Genomic DNA, 22,217 nt, shown 5'->3' on the forward strand with positions numbered 1-22,217 from the left:
TTAGGCTTGCGCGGCTTCTTTGAACAGATGCACATCCCGTTGTGGAAACGGAATACTGATACCTTCTCGATCGAACGTCAGTTTGAGTTGTTCATGCATATGAAAATAGACAGCCCAATAATGCTCGGGGCGGACCCAAGGACGCACGGCAAAGTTTACTGAACTATCCGCATGCTCGGAGACATACACATCGGGCGCCGGAGATTGAAGTATCCTCTCATCGGCGGCAATCACCTGATGAATGACATCTTTGGCTTTCAAGACATCATCGCCATAACTAATGCCGAATGTCATGTCAATTCGGCGATGGGGTTCGGCATTGAGGTTGGAAATACAGCCATTCGATAATGGCCCATTGGGAATGATAATTCGTCGGTTGTCGGGGGTAGTGAGGATCGTCACAAAGATTTGAATTTCTTTGACGACTCCTAAGAACCCCTGCGCTTCAATCAAGTCGCCCACTTTAAACGGCCGGAAGAAGAGGATCAAGACACCACCGGCAAAATTCGCCAAACTTCCTTGGAGCGCGAGCCCAACGGCTAGGCCAGCGGCCCCAAGCATGGCGATAAACGACGTAGTTTCAATGCCGATCATCGACGCGACGCTGATTACCAGCAGAGCCTTCAGGAGGATCCCAGCCATATTGCCCAAGAATCCTCGTAATGTCACTTCAACCTGGCTTCGTTCCATTGTGTGGTCGACGAGCTTCACGACTCGTTTCACGAGCCACCACCCGATGATCAGGGTGAGAATTGCGAGCAGGAGATTAGGTCCATAGGTCAATGCAAGGTTGAGCGCCCAATCGGAAGTGTGTTCCAATTGATCCATCATACAACTCCTTATGTAGGGTGAATGAAAAAGCGAGGGGGATATCCGTCACTATGGAATGTCTCGTGAGTAATGTCTACTATTTTTTGAAAAAACCACGACAACAGCGAGCATATGCAGGAATGAAATTTACGTAGGTTGGAGCATTGCGATGCTGTGTGCTCTGACGTAGAGATTCAAGCAAGAAGTGTTCGTGCATGTGACATCCGTTCCCGTGAGTATGCTTCGCCTATTCTCGTCAAGAATATTTTCATGACTGTTCAGTCTTTCGCTGACTGACTATCTCTTGTATTCTTACGTTCATGAAAGCGAGACATTCTGAGTCTGCACCTCAGATGCATTTCGTTCCGTAATGTTGCCAGCGTAAGAATGGGTAAAGGACACATATGACATCACGATTCATCCATGGACTGCATTTTGATAATTTGCGCGGCGATGTGTTTGGTGGAGTAGTTGCCGCCGTAATTGCGCTTCCGCTAGCTCTTGCCTTTGGCGTGGCGTCGGGTGCCGGGGCAGTTGCCGGATTGTATGGCGCCATTTTTATCGGGTTTTTCGCAGCCGTATTTGGAGGAACGCCTGCGCAAGCTTCCGGCCCTACGGGTCCCATGACCGTCGTCTTCGCAGGCATGCTCGCGATGTTTGCCGATGAACCGTCCATCGTCTTTACCACGGTCATCATGGGGGGCATCATTCTGATGCTCATGGGAGCCTTTGGTGTAGGACAGTATATTAGTCTGGTCCCCTATCCCGTTATTTCAGGGTTCATGAGCGGAATCGGAGCGATTATCATTATTTTGCAATTAGCCCCGCTGTTGGGTCATGAATCACCTGGAGGGGTGGTGGCGAATCTCATGGCGCTTCCTCATGTGATGAGTGCGCCGATGGTTCAGGCGACGATACTAGGAGTTCTGGCGTTAGCCATCGTCTATTTGACGCCGACCGTTATCGGTAAATTCATTCCTCCATCATTACTCGCTCTCCTCGTGTGCACGCCTTTGGCCGTCTTCTTTTTTCCTCAAGCGCCAATTATTGGCGACATTCCGCAAGGGTTTCCAGCGTTACTCATTCCCAATTTTCGAATCGATGCGCTGACAGTCATGATCGAAGAGGCCTTTGTGATTGCTTTCCTCTGCGCGATCGACAGTCTTTTGACGTCGCTGGTGTGTGACAATATGACCAGAACCCAACATGATTCCAATCGAGAATTGATCGGTCAAGGGATTGGAAATGCGGTTTCAGGTTTGTTTGGCGGTTTACCCGGCGCGGGTGCGACCATGCGTTCGGTGGCGAATATTCGTTCCGGTGGCCGCACGCCCCTATCTGGAATGTTGATGGGATTGGTGCTGCTGGCCACCTTATTGTGGTTGGGGCCACTTGCCGAGCAAATTCCCTTGGCGGTCCTTGCCGGTATTTTGCTCAAGGTCGGCGTCGATATCATCGATTGGCGATTCCTTCGGCATGTCTTCCAAGCACCTCGTGCCGACGTTATCATTATGGCCGTTGTGTTGTTTATCACGGTGGCCGTTGATTTGATCACGGCAGTCGGGGTCGGCGTGGTGTTAGCGAGTATCTTGTTTGTTAAAGAGATGGCTGACCTTGAACTCGCCAATATGAGTGTGATTACGGAAGGGCATCAAGAGTCGCCGTTGTCGCCTGAGGAAAAGGCGGTCTTAGATCAGAATGCTGGAAAAATCGTATTGATTCATGTGGATGGACCCATGAGTTTCGGGTCTGCCAAAAACATGGTCAGGCGGATTGAGACAGTTCCGGGTCTCAAAGAGTTTACGAGTTGCGTGTTGGATTTATCGGATGTGCCGGTTATTGACGGGACATCGGCTATGGCCATCGAAGATATGCTGCGGATCATTCAGGCACACAAGCAACATCTGTTTTTTGTCGGTATGCAACCACATGTCATCGAAGCGCTTGACGGGCTTGGCGTACTTCGTCTGATCAGGCCTGGACATCGTTATGCCCAACGTCTCGATGCACTTCGTCATGCGGCGGAAGCTATCGGGTCGACGTATTCCGACGGCACATCAACAACGACAGCATAGTGAGGTTTGCTCGAAGGGTGAGAGTGGAGTGCTCTTGAATCCTTGAACGTTTGCCCCTTGCGTGACATGACTATTTTCAGAAAGTCGCAAGTATTGAAAAATGAGGAGTAAGCCGTGTCTGAAGAACATGCCGTGAAATATTTGAAAGATTATAAACAACCTGATTACTGGGTGAAGCATGTTGACCTAACCTTTAATCTCCGCGATGGGGAGACGTTGGTCAACGCTAAATTGCATGTTGTAAAAAATGGTGTGCACTCTAATGCACTCGTTCTCGATGGCGAAGAACTGGAATTGCTGGCCGTGAAGCTGAATGACCAGAACCTCGACAACGGCGCGATTGTGTCAGAAGGCTACGTGGTTGATGCCGCGTCCCTGTCTCTTCAACCCACACAAGATGCGTTTACGGTAGACACGCTCGTCAGAATTCATCCTGAACAGAATACGGCACTTGAAGGACTGTATACATCAGGTGGCAACTGGTGTACGCAATGTGAAGCCGAAGGGTTTCGGCGCATTACCTATTTCTCAGACCGTCCGGATAATATGGCGACCTACACCACCAAGATTATTGCTGACCACACCACAGCGCCTGTCCTCCTTTCTAACGGCAATCTTATTGATCAAGGGCACATGGATGATGGGCGTCATTACGCAGTATGGGAAGATCCGTTCCCCAAGCCCAGCTATTTGTTCGCCCTTGTCGGAGGTCATTTAGAATGCCTTGAAGATACCTTTGTGACAACAAGCGGTCGTCACGTCGCGTTGCGCATTTGGGCCGAGGCCAAGGATCTCGATAAACTTGGGCATGCTATGGCCTCGCTGAAAAAGTCCATGAAATGGGATGAAGAAGTGTATGGTCGCGAATATGATCTCGATCTGTTCAATATTGTGGCTGTTGACGATTTCAATATGGGTGCTATGGAAAATAAGTCGCTCAATATCTTCAACACCAAGTATGTGTTGGCGCATCCTGCCACAGCCACCGATGCCGACTATGAAGGCGTTGAAGGTGTGGTCGCACATGAATACTTTCACAACTGGACAGGCAATCGCGTGACGTGCCGTGACTGGTATCAACTGTGTTTAAAAGAAGGATTGACGGTCTTTAGAGATCAGGAATTTTCTGGCGATATGGGGTCACAAGCGGTGAATCGTATTACCAATGTCAGAAGTCTTCGCATGAGTCAATTCCCTGAGGATGCCGGGCCGATGGCGCACCCGCCGAGACCGGGACAGTTTGTCACCATCAACAATTTTTATACAGCGACTGTCTATAGTAAAGGCGCTGAGCTGAATAGAATGTTGCATACGCTTTTGGGAAAAGAAGGTTTTCGCAGAGCGTCGGATATATATTTTGACCGGTTCGACGGACAAGCGGTTACCGTAGAAGACTGGGTGCAATGCATGGAGGAGGCTTCCGGTCGGGACCTCAGTCAGTTCATGCTGTGGTATACCCAAGCTGGTACTCCTGAAGTGAAAGCCAATTGGTCCTATCAGAAGACCACGCAACAATTTACCCTCACGCTTGAGCAAGTTGTCCCGACAATAGACAATCAATCAAGTGGGCAACCCAGACACATTCCGGTAAAGTTTGGATTGGTGGGTCCTGCGGGTCAGGACATCCTGCAGGATGTTTTGGAGCTGACCAACGAGAAGCACACGTTTACATTTGAGCATGTTCCGCCTGACTCTGTTCCTTCCTTGTTTCGCCATTTTTCCGCTCCTGTCAAACTGGACGCTCCATATACCGACGATCAATTGCGTCATCTGATGGTGCATGATCACGACGGATTTAATCAGTGGGAAGCCGGGAACCGATTCCTTACGGTGAAACTCTTGGAGCAGATTGACCGTTATGAATGCGGGAAGGAAATTGTTGTTCACGACGATGTTCTAGATTCTTTTCGTCGTATTTTGAAACGAGCCGACATGGATCGTGCACTCATGAGTCTCGCGTTAAGCTTACCCGTCTATCATGAGTTGGCGCCTAAGCGAGACGTGATTGATCCGCACGCCATACTGGCGGTCCGTAAAGCATTTTTAGAAACATTGGGGCGTCAGTTACACGATGAATTTCTTGAGACGTACACGGCTCATTATGATCCAGGCAAGCGGTATGATCGTGAAGATGCTGGCCGCCGTAGTCTGCAAAATACCGCACTCGCCTATGTATCACATTCAGGAGATGCTGAGGTCGCTAGACTGGCCGTCAGACAATATAGCCAGGCCAATAATATGACGGACCGTTATGCTGCGCTGAATATCATCATCAATATGGATGAGGCTCAATCGTATCGGGACGGCGTTGCACAACATTTCTACTATCAATTTGAACGGGATGCCTTGGTCGTGGATAAGTGGATTGGCGCATTCGCGAGATCGCAGTCCGATGATATTCTACAGGTCGTGAAAGACCTGACAGCGCATGCGGCGTTTAAATCCCCCACGCCGAACAGAATGCGGGCTCTCTATGGGGGCTTCTCTCAGGGCAACCCCAAAGGCTTTCATGCGAAAGATGGATCGGGCTATGCATTTGTCGCGGACTTTATTATGGAGCTTGATCAAAAAAATCCTCAAGTGGCCTCAAGAATGATTGGGGCATTTGAAGAATTCAAACAACATCGACAGGACTTACAAGATAACATGAAAGCCCAATTATGCCGTATAGCATCAACGAAGAGCCTGTCAACGGATCTTAGTGAAAAGCTGGAACGGTATTTGGGGCATGACATGTATGTTCAGCTTAGGGCTGGAAAGGCTGCGGAGCAACCGCGAGACCAATAAGCAAAGAGCAAAGTGGGTTGAGACACAGAATCTTGCCGTGTTCCTTTTGATAACAAAAGAGGACACATTATAAAACAAGGGTCTTGACCCCCTTTGCCCACTTGGAATCGTTGGCTAACATACGATCGGAGCTGACGGCATCAGGGAAGCGCGATGCACCGCAGCTCAATCGTAGACGTTAGGCGCATAGTGGACATAAGAAGCTAAATGAATAAGAACATACCTTTAATGCTTGACTCTTCGGTATATAAGCAAGTACCGAACCTGAACTCGCAACTGTTCGAGGAACTTGTTAAGTATACTAGAACTGATATATACAAGCTTTATATCCCGGAAGTGGTTGAAAGAGAGTTTATATCCTGGGTTAAAAAAGGTACGCAAAAAGCTATCGATGATGTTGTAAGTGCAACTCAGTCGTTGAATAAGTATTATCAAGAGCCAAATATACTAGGTATCGATCCCGTAACTTATCCAACTGAATTTATTGCAAACAGACAAATCAATGAAATACTCAATAAGGTTTTGAGTAATTGGAATGCTTTCAAACATAAAACAAACGCTACTATAATTCCTATACGTGACAATCACGGGAGTTTGGTGATGGATGCATATTTTGAAGGTGGTAAGCCTTTCAATGAAATTAAAAATCGTAATGACATACCAGATGCATTTATATATTGCGCCATAAATGACCTACTTAAGGTAAACGAAACCGTAATATTTGTAACACAGGATAAACGTTTTACAAAAAATATACAGAGTCAAAAGATACAATGTTTTGAGCGTGTGTCTGATTTACTATCCTCCGGGCCTGCGAAGATAGATGGTAATTACTTTAACTCCCTCGATGTTAATGATAAAACGTATATCTTATTTAAGATATACTTTGATGAGATACGTAGGAAGTTGGTGAAGGAAATAAACTTTTCTGATTTTGTAAATGAAAAAGTAGAAGACTTACTGGATTTCGCTTTAGGAGAACATCACGATGTTTCAACAAGCGTGGTTGATATGAAATTTGACACTAGCGAAATTAAAACCATCTCTCGCATGTCTATCCTTGTTCCCTTCACCGCCGAAACGTTACATGCTGTGGATTCCATAGTAAGTAAAGATGAGTTGGCTGAATTAGATGATCAACGGTTAAAGAGTATCGAAAAAGAAGTCGATGACAATGGTGATTTTAAAGTGTGCGAAAAACACCAATCATTGGTCGGGGGGCATTTTAGTGTGGCATTCGAAGATACAGATCCGACAACCTGGAAGAAAGAAAAGTTATCGGACCATGCTTGGTCAGAGCCAGAAATAAAAGAAATATCTGTCTCTCTAGAGGATATAAAGATAAATGCTTAACAAAGCAAAGCGCTACTGTCGGACAAATTTCCCGTTGCGCTTCAAATTTGCTGCAGAGTAAGGGGTCATGATGCTTGTTAATGACAAAAAAGGGGACATTCTACTTTTTCTGCGTGTTCAATTTTGATGACTTCTCGTAAGCATTAACTTGTTCCTGGTGGGAGCCAATGCGTGGTGTTTTTCAGTGGATGGATACAACGTGGCTGATGATAGGACGTCAGAAAAAGTAGAATGTCCTCCTTCACCTACGAAGTCTTTCGCGAAGCGCGTGGTGCACTTCCAGGTTGAATATGGCAATATCAAAGCGAGGGAGGACCAGGAATGGTTCAGGTTCTTGACCTGCTCAAAGGAAGCGATCATCCCCTCAAAGACCAGAAAATCGTGTTGAAGGCCCAAATCTTCTTCTGGCTCATTGGCGCGACGGACGGGCACGCCAAGAATTTCAGCATTTTTCTCGGTCCTGGTGGCAGTTACCACCTGACTCCTCTCTATGACGTCCTCACCGCTCAGCCGAGCTTGGAAGTGCGTCAAATTGAAAGCAAGCAAATGAAGCTTGCCATGTCGGTCGGCACAAAGCGGCACTATCGAATCGGCCTCATGTACTCATCCGGCTATTCGACGCGGTTGGACATGGGCAGGCCTCGCTGTTTCCAGCCTGACATGTGACCGTCCAAGTAAACAATACTTTTATACCCCATCGTCCAGAAAGTGAATTTCCCGATCCACGCTCTTGGGCCATGCTCGCAATACAAGACAATCGGGTCTTCCGGTGTGGCCTTTGTCTTCTCGTGACGGCTCCAAATGGCGTAAAAAGGCAGATGCACAGCGCCGGGCACATGCCCGGAATCGTATTCATTTTGCGAGCGGACATCCACGATCACTGGGGCGGTGTGCGTTTCAATGGAGGCTAACAGTTGCTCTGCGGTCATATCGGACAGCCCTTTCTTCGAACATGAGACAAGAAGAGTAAATACGCCGAACCCGAGGACCCAATGTAATTGAGTTACGCCACGCATGGTTTTTTAAATGAAGCACATGAACTGAACTGTTTTTTGGACAATCCTTTTGGTTGTGGTGAGCGTTTAAACTCTCGGCAACTCCACAAGTATACCTGGCTCCCCTCATTTTTATGCAGAGGTAGGGGCCGCTGCCCGGTTCGACGAGTTGTTCCAGGCAGCCTAATCCTACGGGTTCAAACAGCTTTATCCCCCAGGATTCCGGTTCAATGCCTGAGCCCACACTCCCCCTTTGCCCCAGTCGCCCGCTCCCACGCACCATGGCGCGTCATGCTGGGATGGATCCATGGGACCAGCCCTGGCAAACCTTCCTCGCATGGTGATTTTCCGCAAGTCAGTGAGCAGGTGCCCACAGATTCCCCCACCGAGATCTTTGGTACTTTCCTGTTCGACCCAAGCGACCGTTTAAAGTTCCTATTCCCGAGGTGCCGTAGGGCAAGAATACGAACCAGTCATTATATGGAGCAATAACTCCTGAGTTTCTCTCATAAAAAGCGCTGGTTTTGGTCTTGACAATGGGAGTACTATAGTTCAATTCCTGTCAGGAATTATTGGTTTGCGAGCGCGTCGATCGAAGCCCATGAGTGAATCAAGCCACAAGCAGAAATGGAGGATCCATCATGAAGATGAGAGGCTTTTGTTTGGGACTCGCTGTTGGAACTATTTCCACTTGCCTACTCGGTCAGTGGGTGTTCTCAGCTGCGAGCGAGGAGACAATTCCGCTCAAGGGCATATCCCCTAAAATTGTCGCCAATTATATACATAGTATAGTCCAGGCGGATCGAACGTTTTACACGAGCGAGATTGTGGAGCGGATGCAGACGCGAGGCATTGTCACCGCCTCGGAACACTGGAAGGAGGACGGAGATCTCCCTTTACCCGCGCAATTTTTACTCGAAACAGGGCGGCTCGTAGCTGGAGAACCCAATGGAATTCGATTCCGGCTGATCAGCAATTGGCCGATAAATAGAAGGAATAGACCAACGACAGAGTTTGAGCGGACCGCGCTGACGAAAATCCTCGCGAATCCCGATCGTCCCTATACAGGCGTTACAACCGATGGCAAGGCTCGTGTCTTCCAAGCACTCTATGCCGACAAAGCCCTGTCTTACAGATGCGCCGATTGTCATAATGTGCACCCCAGAAGTTCAAGAAGAGATTTCAAGGTGGGAGACGTGATGGGTGGGATTCTTGTAACGATTCCGCTTCCCCAATAGGGAAGGCCAACCGAAGAAGAGCAACCCTCATCGATGCGACATGTGGGGTAAGCTGGCTGGAAAAGGAGATTTCTAGACATCTCGTCATGCGTGGCGTGACGATCGGGCTATGCCTCGTGCCTCTGTTGGGGGGCCTCTGCTACCATGTGATCAATCGCGGCAACGCAATGAGTTTTGGCGAGAGTGAAAAGCCGGTGTAAAGAGGTAACTCAATCATGAATGGTCCCTACAAAATCGACACTCCGCTTGGAACTGGCCGGTCGTATGTGCTGAACGGTGCGGCTCATCGTATCCAAGCATTTGATTGTACTGCTGATGCCGAGTCATTCTGTGAACATATGAATGAGGCGTATCGCATAGGAGTGGCCGCTTCTCAAAAGTGCAGCGAATGGACGGCAGAATTCCCGACGGAAGAAGGCTGTTATTGGGTTTTGGACAAACGTCTGGTAAGCGATTTGAACCCAGGTCTCTATTTGATACGCATAAAAGGGGCAGGGAGTAAACAGTGGATAGAGCATATGGGGACGGCAGCCGTGACCACTCATGAGGAATTTGAAGAGTATAAAACCAGGGATTTGCTGTATTCGCGGGTTCCCCATCCGCAGCTTCCGAGTAAATCATCGGGCTAAGAAAAGCCAAGACAAATTATCCCGCTGTCCGGCTCACCCGTAATTTGGCTAGACGGTCGATCAGGGCATCCCGAACTGAAGTATGAATGACTTCGGGAAAATCAGTGGGTAATTCGCTTTCGATTGTATGAATGGCCGCCTTTCCCGTATCCACCATTTCCTCTATCGATTCACGAATCAGGGCTTTGGGTAGTCCGGCTGCATCACCAGTCTGAATGAAATGCCGCCTGATAATTTCGCTGATGTGATAGTGACGGCTGGTGCCAATCGACATCGCGAGCTTCATCTGCTTGCGTTGAATCTGACCCGCACGGAAGTTTGGTTGTGCCGTGAGTACATCATAGAGCGGCGTTAACGAATAACTGCCACCCGGCCCAAGAAAGAGACTGAAATTCTTGGCATGCCCGTCTGTGGCACCAATCAACCAGAAAAGAATTTGCGCTTTCAACACCGTTTTCTGGTCTTTGCCAGGGTCGTCGCTGCCCTTGAGTAAATCTAAGACTTCGACTATTCCTGGTCCGCCATCACGTTGATATTTTCTGGTCGGTGGCACGGACAGTGCCTGACAGCAATCCTCTTGCGGTAAACGCAAGAGTCGCTTATCTTTCGTCCATCGCCGGTCAAAGCGTTCGATCACCAGCGCCTTTGTCTTGCCAAATGTGCGAATATCCGCTTTGGCGACCGGTAGGCTAAAGGCTGCCGCCAGTTTCAGACAGTAATATTCATTTTCGACACTGCTCGAAAGGTCAAGACCGTTCGGCAGCGGACCGATCTGTTTTTTGAAAATATGGGTGGTTGGTGTCGTCCCATGTGGTTTGAACCATTTTCCTTTATACCGGAGCAGTGCCGTCTTTTCCTGGGCCCCAGCTATTGATATCCGAAACGCATCATCACGGCTCAGCCCCATAGGGGCTTGCGCCAAATTATTGAGCAGTTTTTCTATGGCGACATTCGTGACTGCCTCGCCGGAAATGTCCATGGTCCCCAGGGTAGGAACGGCTTCATCCTTACTGATAAATTGCAATGCCCCGACACAGTCGCGGCCAATGGCCGCAAGTAGGCTGTAGGCATCAGTCCCTGCCGCGCCAACTCTTTCCGCCACACGTCCGCGGAGTGCGTCCGAGTCCGGCAAAAGGTTTTCAACTACTGCCATAACCGGTTCTCCACGGAACGGATCTTCCCGTAATGGCAGGGAGAGCGAAATCGGAATCGCATGTTTCCACGCTAGCCAGCTTTGGTCATATTGAAACGCGACAGCCCCGCTTACCGCCTTCTCAAGCTGACCAACCAGGCGATTGTTCAAAAGCACATGTAGCGGACGATGTTGGCGGGACCGTGCCATCAGAAAATATCCTCGATTGCGGCAGCCGATCCTTTGGATCGCCGCACGATCTGAAACTCCAGATCAAGAGAGGCCAGAACAGCAAGAATGGTTTCCATGGTCGCTGCTGGATTCCCGGTTTCGAGCTGAGAAATAGTCGCCTGACGCAACCCCGCCTTTTCACCAAGCTGCGTTTGACTCAAGCCCCGTTCCTTCCGGGCTTGGCGGACCAGATTGCCGATCTGTTTTGGATTGCGTGCAAGATGACTCATTCTCTTCCTTTTATTTAGCTACAATATACGCTGCACGGTATAATTATGCAATATTAGAATTAGCGTATATATTATAATTATACGATAAAAGGTATATCGGTGGGTTATAGTTTGGCGTATGCAGCCGCCTATTACATTTTTTTTTTGAGGAATGGAATTTGCTGTTATCCGTAGGTTGCAGTTGTGTTTGAGGGTAAGAGAGGTATTTGAAAGCTCCGACCTTATACTCTAAGGCGAAGCGCACCGTTCTTCTTGTCCTTCCTCAGCATGCAATATGCCTGACTCTGGCCAAGGGATACGGACGTATTTCCCGCATCGTAGTTCAATGACGAGAGGATGTGATGCTTCAGAAGGTTTGGGTTTTTCTTTGAGTACAGGTTTGGGGGGAGAGCTATCCTCTGGCATGACGGTGGTCATCGAGTCAGAGTGCTCGGGTATTATGGATGGATAGAAAAAAGGGATAGGGCGATGAAATTGAGGAAATTGAGGAAATTGAAAGAGCCGCCGTTTTACCGTTGGTTTTTGTCTCGGCACTTGCACCCTTGGAGCAGGCCTCTGTGTTATCTTTGATTGTGATGTTCCCCCTCTGATCGTGGGAAGTGTTGGCCCGTTTTGAATGGTGTGCGTCCCATGGCGAGACAACACGATGTCACTCCTTCCAGCTTTTCCAAGAGCATTCGCGGATTCTCCCCAAACCCCACAGATGAGCAGTGGAATGAGGAGAATGAGAAGGCGAGTGAGTCGAGAGTGACATCTCATGAAATAGCTCATTGGTAATGCTGGTATGTCCCGTTGAATGTTAAGAAGGAATTCAGTGGTATTCTCTTCATCTAGGAAAGATGCTGTCAATAGATTCGAAGGCTCTGGCAACTTGATAAACGTAAAAATTGTGGACAGCTCTAAACGCATCAATGCGTTATAGCCATTCCCATATACTTCCGTCTGTACGATGTGTGTTTTTACGCTGTGTACATGATGAACTTCCGGCTGGAAGTTATTTGCTTTCGCTATAATTTGTGTGTTTCATAGGACTTCCTGCCATGATCGGACTGGAGATGTTACCGTGAGCTTGTTGTGTGACTATTAATTTGCCGTACCTCAATCTGGTCCATTCAGATAATGACGTTATGGTGGCTGGACCGTTTTGTCGTCACCGCCATTGAACATATGCTTCTAAAGTATTGAGAATGAAGGACAATTGTCGGCCTCGCGATATTTCATTTGATAAGATTTGCTTCTAGAGAATGTGGTGATATCGTACAAGAATCGCAATATGCCATATTGCCTGGTGCAAGAGGCATCGTGAAGCGACACAGGTGTGGATTTCTCTATGATGCAATTATCTGAGTGTAGGGTTGTGGAAACAGTTGATATAGTCATAGTGGCGAGATAAGGTGTAGTTGGTTTTGTCGTCAACTCTGTCGATTCAAGCACGACAGCTTGTCTTTTGATCATTTTCTTTTGAATTCACAGCGTTTTTTCCATTACTCGTGAGGTCATTATGCCATTCTCCGTACAAGAGCCTCAGCGTTCTTCCCTGAGCGTCTCGAAGTCTTCACATTTGCAGCAGTTAGAAGCCGAAAGTATCTATATATTTCGCGAGGTTGTGGCTGAGTGCGAAAATCCGGTAATGCTTTATTCGATTGGGAAGGATTCCTCGGTGCTACTACATCTGGCACGCAAGGCGTTTTCCCCATCCAAACTGCCCTTTCCCCTTCTTCATGTCGATACAACGTGGAAGTTTAGTGAGATGATTGAGTTCCGTGGAAAGATTGCGGATGAGTATGGACTAGACCTCACTGTGTATACGAATAGCCGTGGTCTCGAGCAAGGCATGAACCCACTGACTCATGGATCCTCGCTATGGACGGATGTGATGAAAACCGAGGCCTTGAAGCAAGCGCTGGAGAAATATCGCTATGATGCAGCGTTTGGCGGGGCGCGCCGGGATGAAGAAGCCTCTCGTGCGAAAGAGCGAGTGTTGTCATTTCGCACGTCAACTCATCGATGGGATCCGAAGAATCAGCGCCCAGAGCTATGGAATATTTATAATACTCGAGTGCGAAATGGAGAAAGTCTTCGAGCTTTTCCCTTGTCCAACTGGACAGAAATTGATGTATGGGAATATATCCATCAGGAAAAAATCCCGGTTGTGCCGCTCTATTTTGCCAAAGAACGGCCAGTCGTTGAGCGAGATGACATGTTGATCATGGTTGACGACGACCGCCTCCCTCTCCGTCCTGGTGAAAAGCCAGTCATGCGATCTGTACGGTTTCGTACACTTGGCTGTTATCCCCTCTCTGGGGCAATTGAGTCAACCGCGTCTAGTTTGCCAGAAATCATTCAGGAGATGTTAGGTTCAAGAAATTCGGAACGTCAAGGACGACTCATCGATCATGATTCGGTCGGTTCAATGGAAAAGAAAAAACAAGAGGGGTACTTCTAATGCCCTACGATTCTCACGAAATCCAACACGAACCTGAGACTGCCTGCCCAACGAGCACCGAACTGGGGTTGTTGCGTTTTATGACCTGCGGAAGTGTGGATGACGGCAAGAGCACGTTCATCGGTCGATTGTTGTGGGACTCGAAACTCGTTCTTGACGATCAGCTCACCTCGCTGGAATCTGAAAGCAAAAGAGTCGGGACGCAACAAGGAGAGATCGACTACGCGTTACTGGTCGATGGGTTACAAGCTGAACGCGAACAGGGCATTACGATCGATGTGGCCTATCGATTCTTTTCGACCGGTAAGCGAAAGTTCATCGTTGCCGATACACCAGGGCATGAACAGTACACACGGAATATGGCTACAGGCGCCTCAACGGTTGATTTGGCTGTCCTGATGATCGATGCCCGCAAGGGGGTTCTGACGCAGACCAAGCGGCACAGCTTTATCCTTTCGTTACTGGGAGTCAAACATATCGTTCTTGCGATCAATAAAATGGATTTGGTGGACTATTCAGAAGAGCAATTCGACTCGATTCAATTTGAGTATGCGTCCTTTCGTGCGTCCTTAGATTTCGAGAACGTTGTGGCCATTCCGATTTCAGCCTTAAAGGGTGACAACCTTCTCTATCCAAGTGACGCCATGTCGTGGTACCAAGGCCCGACGATCATGAGTTATTTGGAAACAGTCCATATCAATCAAGATGTCACGGTCAAACCATTCCGGATGCCTGTTCAGTGGGTCAACCGTCCACATCTGGACTTTCGTGGATTTTCTGGCACGATTGTCAGTGGAACCTTACTTCCTGGAGACTCTGTTGTCGTTCCTTCTTCCGGGAAAACAAGCACCATTGAGCGAATTGTGACATTTGACGGAGATCTCGAGCGTGGAGTGGCTGGTCAAGCCGTCACGGTGACATTATCTGATGAAATTGATGTCAGTCGCGGTGAAGTCCTGAGTGATCCTCGTGCACGACCGGATTTTGCCGATCAGTTTGAAGCCAAACTTATTTGGATGCATGAAGAGCCGCTTTTGCCTGGCCGTCGTTATCTCATCAAGATCGGATTTCAAACGAGAATCGCCCAAGTCAGCGCAATCAAATATAAGGTCAATATCAACACGCTCGAACATCTTGCCACAAAGACGTTGGAACTCAACGAAGTGGGTATCTGCAATTTTTCACTGGATCACCCAGTGTGCTTTGACGCCTATCAGGACAATCGAGATACTGGCTCATTTATTTTAATTGATCGGTATACCAATGGGACGATTGCTGCTGGCATGATCGATTTCGCCCTGCGTCGTGCTCATAATATTCATTGGCAATCCGTAGATATTCATAAAGCGGCTCGTGCGCAACTGAAAGGGCAGAAACCATTTATCTTGTGGTTTACCGGGTTATCAGGGGCAGGAAAGTCTTCAATTGCCAATCTGGTGGAAAAGAAACTGCACTCTTTGGGCCATCACACCTATTTGTTGGATGGTGATAATGTGCGGCACGGTCTGAATCGAGATTTGGGTTTTACCGACGCTGATCGCGTGGAGAACATTCGCCGCGTGGCAGAAACTGCCAAGTTGATGGTCGATGCGGGTTTGATTGTGCTGGTCTCGTTTATCTCACCTTTTCGAAGTGAGCGGCAAATGGCCCGTGCGATGGTAGAAGATAAAGAGTTTCTGGAAGTCTTCATCGATACTCCTCTGGAAGTGTGTGAACGTCGAGATGTGAAGGGGCTGTACAAAAAAGCTCGAGCCGGCGAAGTGAAGAACTTTACGGGAATCGATTCTCCATATGAACGTCCTGAACATGCTGAAGTTATCATTGACGGTTCAAAGGATACAGCGGAGCAGGCCGCATTAACCATTTTTGATGAACTTGATCGTAAAAGGCTTTTGTCTAGTGATTAAGATGCCTTAAATCTAACGTTCCCATACGCGGTTGCAAGTCTGTTGTACCTGTTTGAGGAAATAGGAATGCGGAAAAAAATACTTGAAGCCCTAATCCCTAACAGTTTCTCATTATTATAGCGAATCCAACTCTTCATCATGAGAAGGCGTTTCTACGTTGAGTAATAACGTAACGTGAGACAAGCATTCCTCTCCTCATGGTCTCCCCACCGGTAAGTCATCTATTCAACCCTGCTCTGGAAGAGCTAGAAGTACATGTAATGCGTGAGACGATGAATCTCTAATTTGACCATGTGGTCTTATGCAGAACGTGTCGCTGTTTGAGAAGACTGAAGTCGTCGGGCTCTCATCACGAGGTCGACTTTGTGGACAACGACGATTCGATATATCGTCGATGTATGTCGGTATAACAATCTCGAATTAAAGCCTCGATGGTGGATGGGGCACCGAAACGATCGCTAAAACCTGGGTCCATCGGATCGATGGCAAGTTTCGCTGCACTGAGAAAGTGATTGATGAGGTCACGCGGATGCTCATCGCCGATCGCGAATCGAATGGTGGTCGGGCGAATACCGGCTTCAGCTAGGGCCGTTTCGTCGAGCTCGGAATGCGTGGTCAACGCCGGACAGCTAACGATAGTGTTGGACTGGCCCAGTGAAATCATGTGCCCGAACGTGGGTGACAGCGAATCAAAGAAACGGTGAAATGCGTCAGGCGAAATTTTATCCATATCGATCGTAAACAGAGGTGAGGGTAAACCGAGAAATAGCAGTTTTTCTCGCAGAGCCGCATTGGGGTGGTTGTTCAGTGCGTTCGAACGCACATTGATTTGAGGATGAGTGTCGAGGAACTGGGCGAGGATTTGTGTGTTGATGCACTTGGCCAGCATGCGTATGTCAAGCGTTCGCATGCCCTGAATAACCTCAAAGGCCGAATCGGCGTTCAGGAATGCACCTTTCACGTAGTACACATTCCAGAACATGGTATCGCGCCATGATTGAGCGCCATCGGATTGGGCTGTTTCATCGGGTTCATACCCCTTCGGGGCGAACATGTCGTGAGTACGACCGATGACCGTTCCGGCAATGACGGTGCCGGTGCCGCTGAGGTCCTTGGTATAGCTGTGAATCACAAAGTCCGGACGTTCGTCGTGATCCTCGCGTTGCAGGGGGCGGACCAGGAACGGTGTGCCAACCGTGGCGTCAAGCATGACCCGTAATCCTTCGCCGTGGGCGTTACGGCAGATCGCCGGCACGTCCAAGACGTCGCCGTGTGGATTAGACGGTGACTCCAAATACAAATAGGCCTTACGTCCGGCGGCGAAGCGATCGGCGTATTTCTTTTTAACGTGCGTCCAGCAAATGGCGAAGTCTGCCGCCTCACATCCATCGAATTGTTCAACGGCAATTTCAAGATTGCCTTTTTTGGCATACCAATCGTAAATAAGCTGATGGGCTCCGCCGTAGATATTGCGGCTGGTGATCAAGACATCGTCACGTCCAAGTACGTGTGACAATACGCCGTCGATAGCGGACATACCGCTGCTAAAGTTCCATGCGAAGTATTGATCGGCATAGGGGCCGGCTTCAAGGTCGACGACAAAATTCGCGAGAGAAATCGATGTGGGATTCAATAATCGGGAATAGATCTCCAGCAGAAGTTCCTTACCCTTGAATGCATCTTCGATCCATTCGGCGCAGGCATAAATATAGGTCGCTGTTCGGGCAATCACGGGTGTGGCCGAAAAAAGGGCGGTGACGTTATCGAAGACGGCGTACGGTCCCTTGGTTGTTCGGGTCGATGGATGGTAATCCAATGCCTGGTACGTTCGCCGAAATGGGTTTTGCGCGGTGTCCAACAATTTCGCCAGTTGGAAGGAGAGAAACTTCTTGGCATTGAAGTAGGCGATTTGATCACTGCGGTCGAGTTCACCAACGGTTGTGAGCGTCAGATTCCATAACAATTCGAAGTCGGTCTGTGATTCGTACAGGCGTTGGGTCACCCGGGCGAGAATTTGTCCGAACTCGCTATCGGCATCAATACCAAAATGCGCCAACTGTTCGGCAACCAGCGCTTCGGCGCTATTGGCAGCTGTTGTATTGCGTTTTGGCGACAGCTTCCTCATTCCCGCAAGGATCTGTTTTTGAGATGGGGTTATTCTGTCCATGGACATATGCTCCGTCTATACGCCTATCCTTCCGGCGAATGAATACACTATACCTGTATTGATCTCTTTCTCAAACCTCAAACGAATCGTTGCATACAGGGCCGTGGCAACAAGAAAGACTTGAAAAGCTTCCGTTCCCTTTTTATCGTCACGGATCCTTTTCTGGTCAATGCTCCACTAGGCGAGCCGTGAGAATATTGATGGACTGAAGATTTTGAAACAGTCCCGCCGATTATGAATATTGGTTTTCATGTGGCATTCATGTAATCGCTATGTGAGACGAATGTTCAGGCGCCCAATATCTCTGGTTCATTAGGCAACAAGAGCATTTTCATTATATAATGATGATAGACGTTGAATCGTCATATCCTTTAACACAATAGTGGACACATGGATTCTATTCATGGGGCATAAGGCAATGGAACGGCCATCAGCGCTGGGAATCAAAAAAGTGTATTCGATTGAATTTGTGGTGGATTACTTCGACCGCAGTCGTGACTTCTACCTCAATAAAATGGGATTTGCTGAGACCCATCAGTCCACACAGGATTGGGAGGATAAATTCAAAAGTAAAGCCATCTATTTTTCCGCCAATGACATTAAGATCATGGTGTCATCTCCGCTGACGACCAACAGCTATACCGCTCAATATTTGAAAACATTATGTCCGGGAATCCGTAAGGTTGTCCTTCAGGTAGAAAACCTGGATCAAACGATCGACTATTTGCAAGATCATCATGCGACGTTTGTCCACAGGGAGAAAGACATTCATTCAAAACATAGCCGCCACCATTTTATCACCATCGCCTCTCCGATCGGTTTTTTAGAGTTCACCTTCCTGGAAATCGAAGGACCGGACGATGAAATTCCCATGTTTGAACGAATCTCTTCGCCATCGCATGAGCATTCACCATTGAACAGCATTGATCACATCACCGTAAACGCAAGAACCATCTATCCCATTTGGAGTTTCTTCGAGCAGGTCATGGACTTCAAAAAATTTTGGAACGTGTCCTTTCATACACCGGATTTCAAGTCTGGAAAAAAGGGAACAGGGTTGTTCTCACAGGTCATGTATGATCCAGGCTCTCACGTGAAATTTGCTTCCAACGAGCCACTGTATCCTCATTTCAATGACTCTCAAATTCAGACCTTTGTGGATAAAAACCATGGCGCGGGGATTCAGCACATTGCGTTGGCTGTGGATGACCTGGTGGATACGGTAGAAAAATTTCGATCAAAGGGAATTGAATTTCTCGAAACTCCCGATACCTACTACGACCTCTTACCGGAAAGAATGGCCAAACAACACGTCGGCGAACTCAAGGAAGATCTTGCGGATTTAAAAAAGCAAGGCATATTGGTGGACGGTGAGGATGGCCATTACTTGTTGCAAATTTTTCTGAAGGACGCCTCTCTTCTTTATCAAGATGAAAGCGCAGGGCCATTTTTTTATGAAATCATCCAGCGGTGTGGGCATGGAGGATTTGGCGAGGGAAATTTCCGGGCCTTGTTTGAAGCCATCGAATTGCAGGAACCCCTGCAATGAAACTGTTGAGATACGTGACCCAATCGGGAGCGAAGGAGCATGGTCTTCTGATCGAAAATAAAGTTTATCCTTTGATTCACATGACCACCACGGAGGCGTTGGATTGGCTCAAAGAGGGAGACCAGCATTGGGAAAAGATTTTGCAACAATCTCCAGTTCCCTTATCGGAGGTCACACTTCTGCCTCCGGTGGAACGTCCTGGGGCGTTTTTAGATTTTTATACATTTGAAGACCATGTTCGCACCGCCCGAAAAAAGCGTGGTCTGGACATCGTGCCTGAATGGTATGAGTTTCCTGTCTGGTATAATGGGTCCACCCGATGTTTCAGCGGGGATGGCACAACGGTTCATTTTCCGGAAAACGAAAACAAGAAAGATTATGAACTGGAATTGGCTATAGTCATGAAAAAGACATGTCATGGGATAGGCGTTGAGGAGGCGGCTGAGTATATTGGAGCCTATACGGTTGTGAACGACTTTAGCGCCCGTCAACTCCAGGAAAAAATCATGAAGGTGGGTCTTGGTCCCGCGAAAGCGAAAGACTTCAATACCGGCTTGGGCCCCTGGCTGGTCACACCCGAAGAAATCTCTGATTCCCGAAACCTGAATATGCGTGCCTGGGTGAATGGCGAATTATGGTCGGAAGGTAATAGCGGTTCATCCCACTTTACCTTTGCGCAAATGATTGCATTTGCTTCAGAAAATCAAACGCTGTATCCGGGAGATATTCTGGCGAGCGGTACGGTAGGAACGGGATGCGGTCTTGAACAGGATCGGTTTCTTCAAACCGGGGACAAGGTGGAATTGGAAATTGAACGTATTGGGAGGCTGACCCATTGGGTCGGATGAGCGATGTTCAAATATTTGCAGATGGGAGATATGCCGTCAATGCATCATACCGCTCATTATGCGGGCGATCGTTTATTGAATGAATATTGTTTTACGCGCGAAGGGTTTGAGGAACCTTTCTCTATCCTGTATTTATACCACCCTCCCACCGGGGAGGTGGAAAGCAAGCCGTATACAGATGCGGCTTGGGGTTCTCTCGAAAAACGGGACACCACACTGTTACAGAGACGACATTTCAGAAGTTCAAGGGAGCAACCCCAGGGTCACTTTATCAGCGGGCGCACTCCGCTTGCTTTCAACGACGATCTAACCTATGGCTTGTGCCATCCCGTGGAGCTGGACTCTGCCTTTTTCGCCAACAACGATGCAGATGAACTGTTTTTTCTGGCCCAGGGTGAAATCGATATTCAAACCCTGTTTGGAAAACTCAAACTGGTATCAGGAGATTATCTGATCCTTCCCCGGTCATGCCCGTACCGGTTCAACTTTTCCAGTCCCCCCAAACTGATCTATGTCGAAGCGAAACAGCACCTTTCTATTCCTGACAATTTCATGAACGTTCACGGCCAGTTGAAAATGGATGCTCCCTATTCAGAGCGAAGTTTTAAATGTCCCGAGTGGGATGCTGAGTTAATGGAGCGAGACGAGCCGGTTTCTATCGTCCGTAAACGGCAGGGGACGTTCACACATACATGTTATTCAAACAATTATTTTAAAATGAGTGGATGGGATGGGTATGTCTATCCCTATGCCATTAATTTGAGCAACATTCAACCGAAAACCGGCAGGGTGCATCTGCCGCCGGTGTCACATCTGACCTTTACGGGTGGAGGATTCGCCGTAATGAGTTTTCTCCCACGGATGCTAGACTTCGATGAACACGCCGTTCCTTGTCCCTTTTACCATTCTTCCGTAGATTGCGACGAACTGCTGTTTTACCATTCCGGCGATTTTACCAGCCGGAAAACCATTGAACGTGGTTCGATCAGCTTTCATCCATCCGGCATCCCGCATGGTCCGCATCCTGGAGCTTATAAGAATTCAATTGGGCGTAAAGAAACAAATGAGCAGGCTGTGATGGTCGATACGTTCGCTCCCGTGTTTTTGACACGGCAAAGCGAAGGGTTAGAGGATCCCGATTATCCTACAAGCTGGCAGGAGAGCACATCATGACCCTTCACACGGAGTTTTTCGACATTCACCCTGCCAACCATTTTTGGGTGGACATCTATCATTTGATGAACTCCATCGTACAGCCGCGTCCCATAGCCTGGATCTCGAGTGTGTCGGAGACGGGTAAGTTTAACCTGGCCCCGTTTAGTTACTTTAATATTTGCTCTATGAATCCCGCGATTATCTCAAACTCTATTTTTTTCAACCGGGATGGATCGGAAAAAGATACATTAAAAAACATCAAAGCCACGGGGAAATATGTGGTGGGGACGGTTTCCTTCCATGCTGCTGAAAAAGCCAACGCTTCTTCCGCTCCTTACGATTCCAATGTCAGCGAATTCGATGAGGCCAAAGTTCAGCCTATACTTCGCGGTCACGGGGAACCGCCGTTTATTTCGGAAAGTCCGGTTCAATTGGTGTGCGAACTCAACCAAACCATTCCACTAGGTCAAGGGGCGGGAGTGGGAACCCTTGTTCTTGGCAACGTGAGAAACATCCACCTGTCTACGCAACTCAAAGATAGTGAGTGGCAAAAGGGAATAGCACCTGAATTCATGGGCAACGTTGGCCGAATGGGCGACGACTTTTACACCAAAACGTCGGATGTGTTTCGAATGCCACGCGCAACGGTAGACAAATAACAGTGT

The 22,217-nt window shown here is 48.2% G+C and carries 18 protein-coding genes and 1 pseudogene; 12 read left to right on the top strand and 7 right to left on the bottom strand.

The window, feature by feature from the left end:
• Positions 1–828, bottom strand: coding sequence for a mechanosensitive ion channel family protein (locus ACWHX8_RS01035; RefSeq protein WP_447971839.1), 828 nt, complete (start codon positions 826–828; stop codon positions 1–3).
• Between the two features lie 386 nt (positions 829–1,214).
• Between ACWHX8_RS01035 and ACWHX8_RS01040 the strand changes: the two genes are divergently transcribed.
• The 4 genes and pseudogenes from ACWHX8_RS01040 to ACWHX8_RS01055 all read left to right on the top strand — a co-directional run.
• Positions 1,215–2,885, top strand: coding sequence for a SulP family inorganic anion transporter (locus tag ACWHX8_RS01040; protein WP_447970119.1), 1,671 nt, complete (start codon positions 1,215–1,217; stop codon positions 2,883–2,885).
• Between the two features lie 114 nt (positions 2,886–2,999).
• Positions 3,000–5,672, top strand: a complete 2,673-nt coding sequence (gene pepN, locus ACWHX8_RS01045) for an aminopeptidase N (protein WP_447970120.1) — start codon at positions 3,000–3,002, stop codon at positions 5,670–5,672.
• 207 nt (positions 5,673–5,879) lie between these two features.
• Positions 5,880–7,025, top strand: coding sequence for a PIN domain-containing protein (locus ACWHX8_RS01050; protein ID WP_447970121.1), 1,146 nt, complete (start codon positions 5,880–5,882; stop codon positions 7,023–7,025).
• A 294-nt stretch (positions 7,026–7,319) separates the two neighbouring features.
• Positions 7,320–7,616 (top strand): annotated as a pseudogene (locus ACWHX8_RS01055) (HipA domain-containing protein); the annotation flags it as partial.
• A gap of 20 nt (positions 7,617–7,636) precedes the next feature.
• On the opposite strand, the gene ACWHX8_RS01060 reads toward ACWHX8_RS01055, so the two are convergent.
• Both ACWHX8_RS01060 and ACWHX8_RS01065 read right to left on the bottom strand, forming a co-directional pair.
• On the bottom strand, positions 7,637–8,041 hold the full coding sequence (locus ACWHX8_RS01060; RefSeq protein WP_447970122.1) for a rhodanese-like domain-containing protein: 405 nt from the start codon (positions 8,039–8,041) through the stop codon (positions 7,637–7,639).
• A 186-nt stretch (positions 8,042–8,227) separates the two neighbouring features.
• On the bottom strand, positions 8,228–8,359 hold the full coding sequence (locus ACWHX8_RS01065; protein WP_447970123.1) for a hypothetical protein: 132 nt from the start codon (positions 8,357–8,359) through the stop codon (positions 8,228–8,230).
• A 302-nt stretch (positions 8,360–8,661) separates the two neighbouring features.
• On the opposite strand from ACWHX8_RS01065, the gene ACWHX8_RS01070 reads away from it, so the two are divergent.
• Positions 8,662–9,258 (top strand): Tll0287-like domain-containing protein, encoded by a 597-nt coding sequence (locus tag ACWHX8_RS01070; RefSeq protein WP_447970124.1) that lies wholly within the window; start codon positions 8,662–8,664, stop codon positions 9,256–9,258.
• Between the two features lie 215 nt (positions 9,259–9,473).
• On the top strand, positions 9,474–9,887 hold the full coding sequence (locus tag ACWHX8_RS01075; protein ID WP_447970125.1) for a hypothetical protein: 414 nt from the start codon (positions 9,474–9,476) through the stop codon (positions 9,885–9,887).
• A gap of 16 nt (positions 9,888–9,903) precedes the next feature.
• Here the strand turns inward: ACWHX8_RS01075 and ACWHX8_RS01080 are convergent, their stop codons facing one another.
• The 3 genes from ACWHX8_RS01080 to ACWHX8_RS01090 form a co-directional block, all read right to left on the bottom strand.
• Positions 9,904–11,229, bottom strand: coding sequence for a type II toxin-antitoxin system HipA family toxin (locus tag ACWHX8_RS01080; protein ID WP_447970126.1), 1,326 nt, complete (start codon positions 11,227–11,229; stop codon positions 9,904–9,906).
• The gene (locus ACWHX8_RS01085) at positions 11,229–11,480 is read right to left on the bottom strand and encodes a helix-turn-helix domain-containing protein (RefSeq protein WP_447970127.1); all 252 of its coding nucleotides are present in this window, start codon (positions 11,478–11,480) and stop codon (positions 11,229–11,231) included. Before ACWHX8_RS01085 ends, ACWHX8_RS01080 begins: the two co-directional genes overlap by 1 nt.
• Before the next feature lie 228 nt (positions 11,481–11,708).
• Positions 11,709–12,239: a hypothetical protein gene (locus ACWHX8_RS01090; RefSeq protein ID WP_447970128.1), complete on the bottom strand. Its 531-nt coding sequence runs from the start codon at positions 12,237–12,239 to the stop codon at positions 11,709–11,711.
• A 742-nt stretch (positions 12,240–12,981) separates the two neighbouring features.
• Between ACWHX8_RS01090 and cysD the strand changes: the two genes are divergently transcribed.
• Complete coding sequence (gene cysD, locus ACWHX8_RS01095) at positions 12,982–13,926, top strand: sulfate adenylyltransferase subunit CysD (protein WP_447970129.1); 945 nt, start codon at positions 12,982–12,984, stop codon at positions 13,924–13,926.
• Complete coding sequence (gene cysN / locus ACWHX8_RS01100; RefSeq protein ID WP_447970130.1) at positions 13,926–15,833, top strand: sulfate adenylyltransferase subunit CysN; 1,908 nt, start codon at positions 13,926–13,928, stop codon at positions 15,831–15,833. The genes cysD and cysN overlap by 1 nt, the downstream gene beginning before the upstream one ends.
• 349 nt (positions 15,834–16,182) lie before the next feature.
• Here the strand turns inward: cysN and ACWHX8_RS01105 are convergent, their stop codons facing one another.
• Complete coding sequence (locus tag ACWHX8_RS01105; protein WP_447970131.1) at positions 16,183–18,000, bottom strand: trans-sulfuration enzyme family protein; 1,818 nt, start codon at positions 17,998–18,000, stop codon at positions 16,183–16,185.
• 403 nt (positions 18,001–18,403) lie between these two features.
• Here ACWHX8_RS01105 and ACWHX8_RS01110 point away from each other — a divergent pair, with 403 nt between their 5' ends.
• Genes ACWHX8_RS01110 through ACWHX8_RS01125 form a run of 4 tightly spaced genes read left to right on the top strand, consistent with a single transcriptional unit; the run spans position 18,404 to position 22,211 of the window.
• Entirely contained in the window at positions 18,404–19,549 is a 1,146-nt protein-coding gene (locus ACWHX8_RS01110) for a VOC family protein (RefSeq protein WP_447970132.1), read from the top strand.
• On the top strand, positions 19,546–20,397 hold the full coding sequence (locus ACWHX8_RS01115; RefSeq protein WP_447970133.1) for a fumarylacetoacetate hydrolase family protein: 852 nt from the start codon (positions 19,546–19,548) through the stop codon (positions 20,395–20,397). Before ACWHX8_RS01110 ends, ACWHX8_RS01115 begins: the two co-directional genes overlap by 4 nt.
• Positions 20,398–20,400: 3 nt before the next feature.
• Complete coding sequence (locus tag ACWHX8_RS01120) at positions 20,401–21,570, top strand: homogentisate 1,2-dioxygenase (protein WP_447970134.1); 1,170 nt, start codon at positions 20,401–20,403, stop codon at positions 21,568–21,570.
• Positions 21,567–22,211 carry a flavin reductase family protein gene (locus ACWHX8_RS01125; protein WP_447970135.1) on the top strand — a complete coding sequence of 215 codons (645 nt, stop codon included), beginning with the start codon at positions 21,567–21,569 and terminating at the stop codon, positions 22,209–22,211. The genes ACWHX8_RS01120 and ACWHX8_RS01125 overlap by 4 nt, the downstream gene beginning before the upstream one ends.
• Positions 22,212–22,217: the final 6 nt, after the last annotated feature.

It is taken from the genome of Nitrospira sp. M1 (assembly GCF_965152605.1).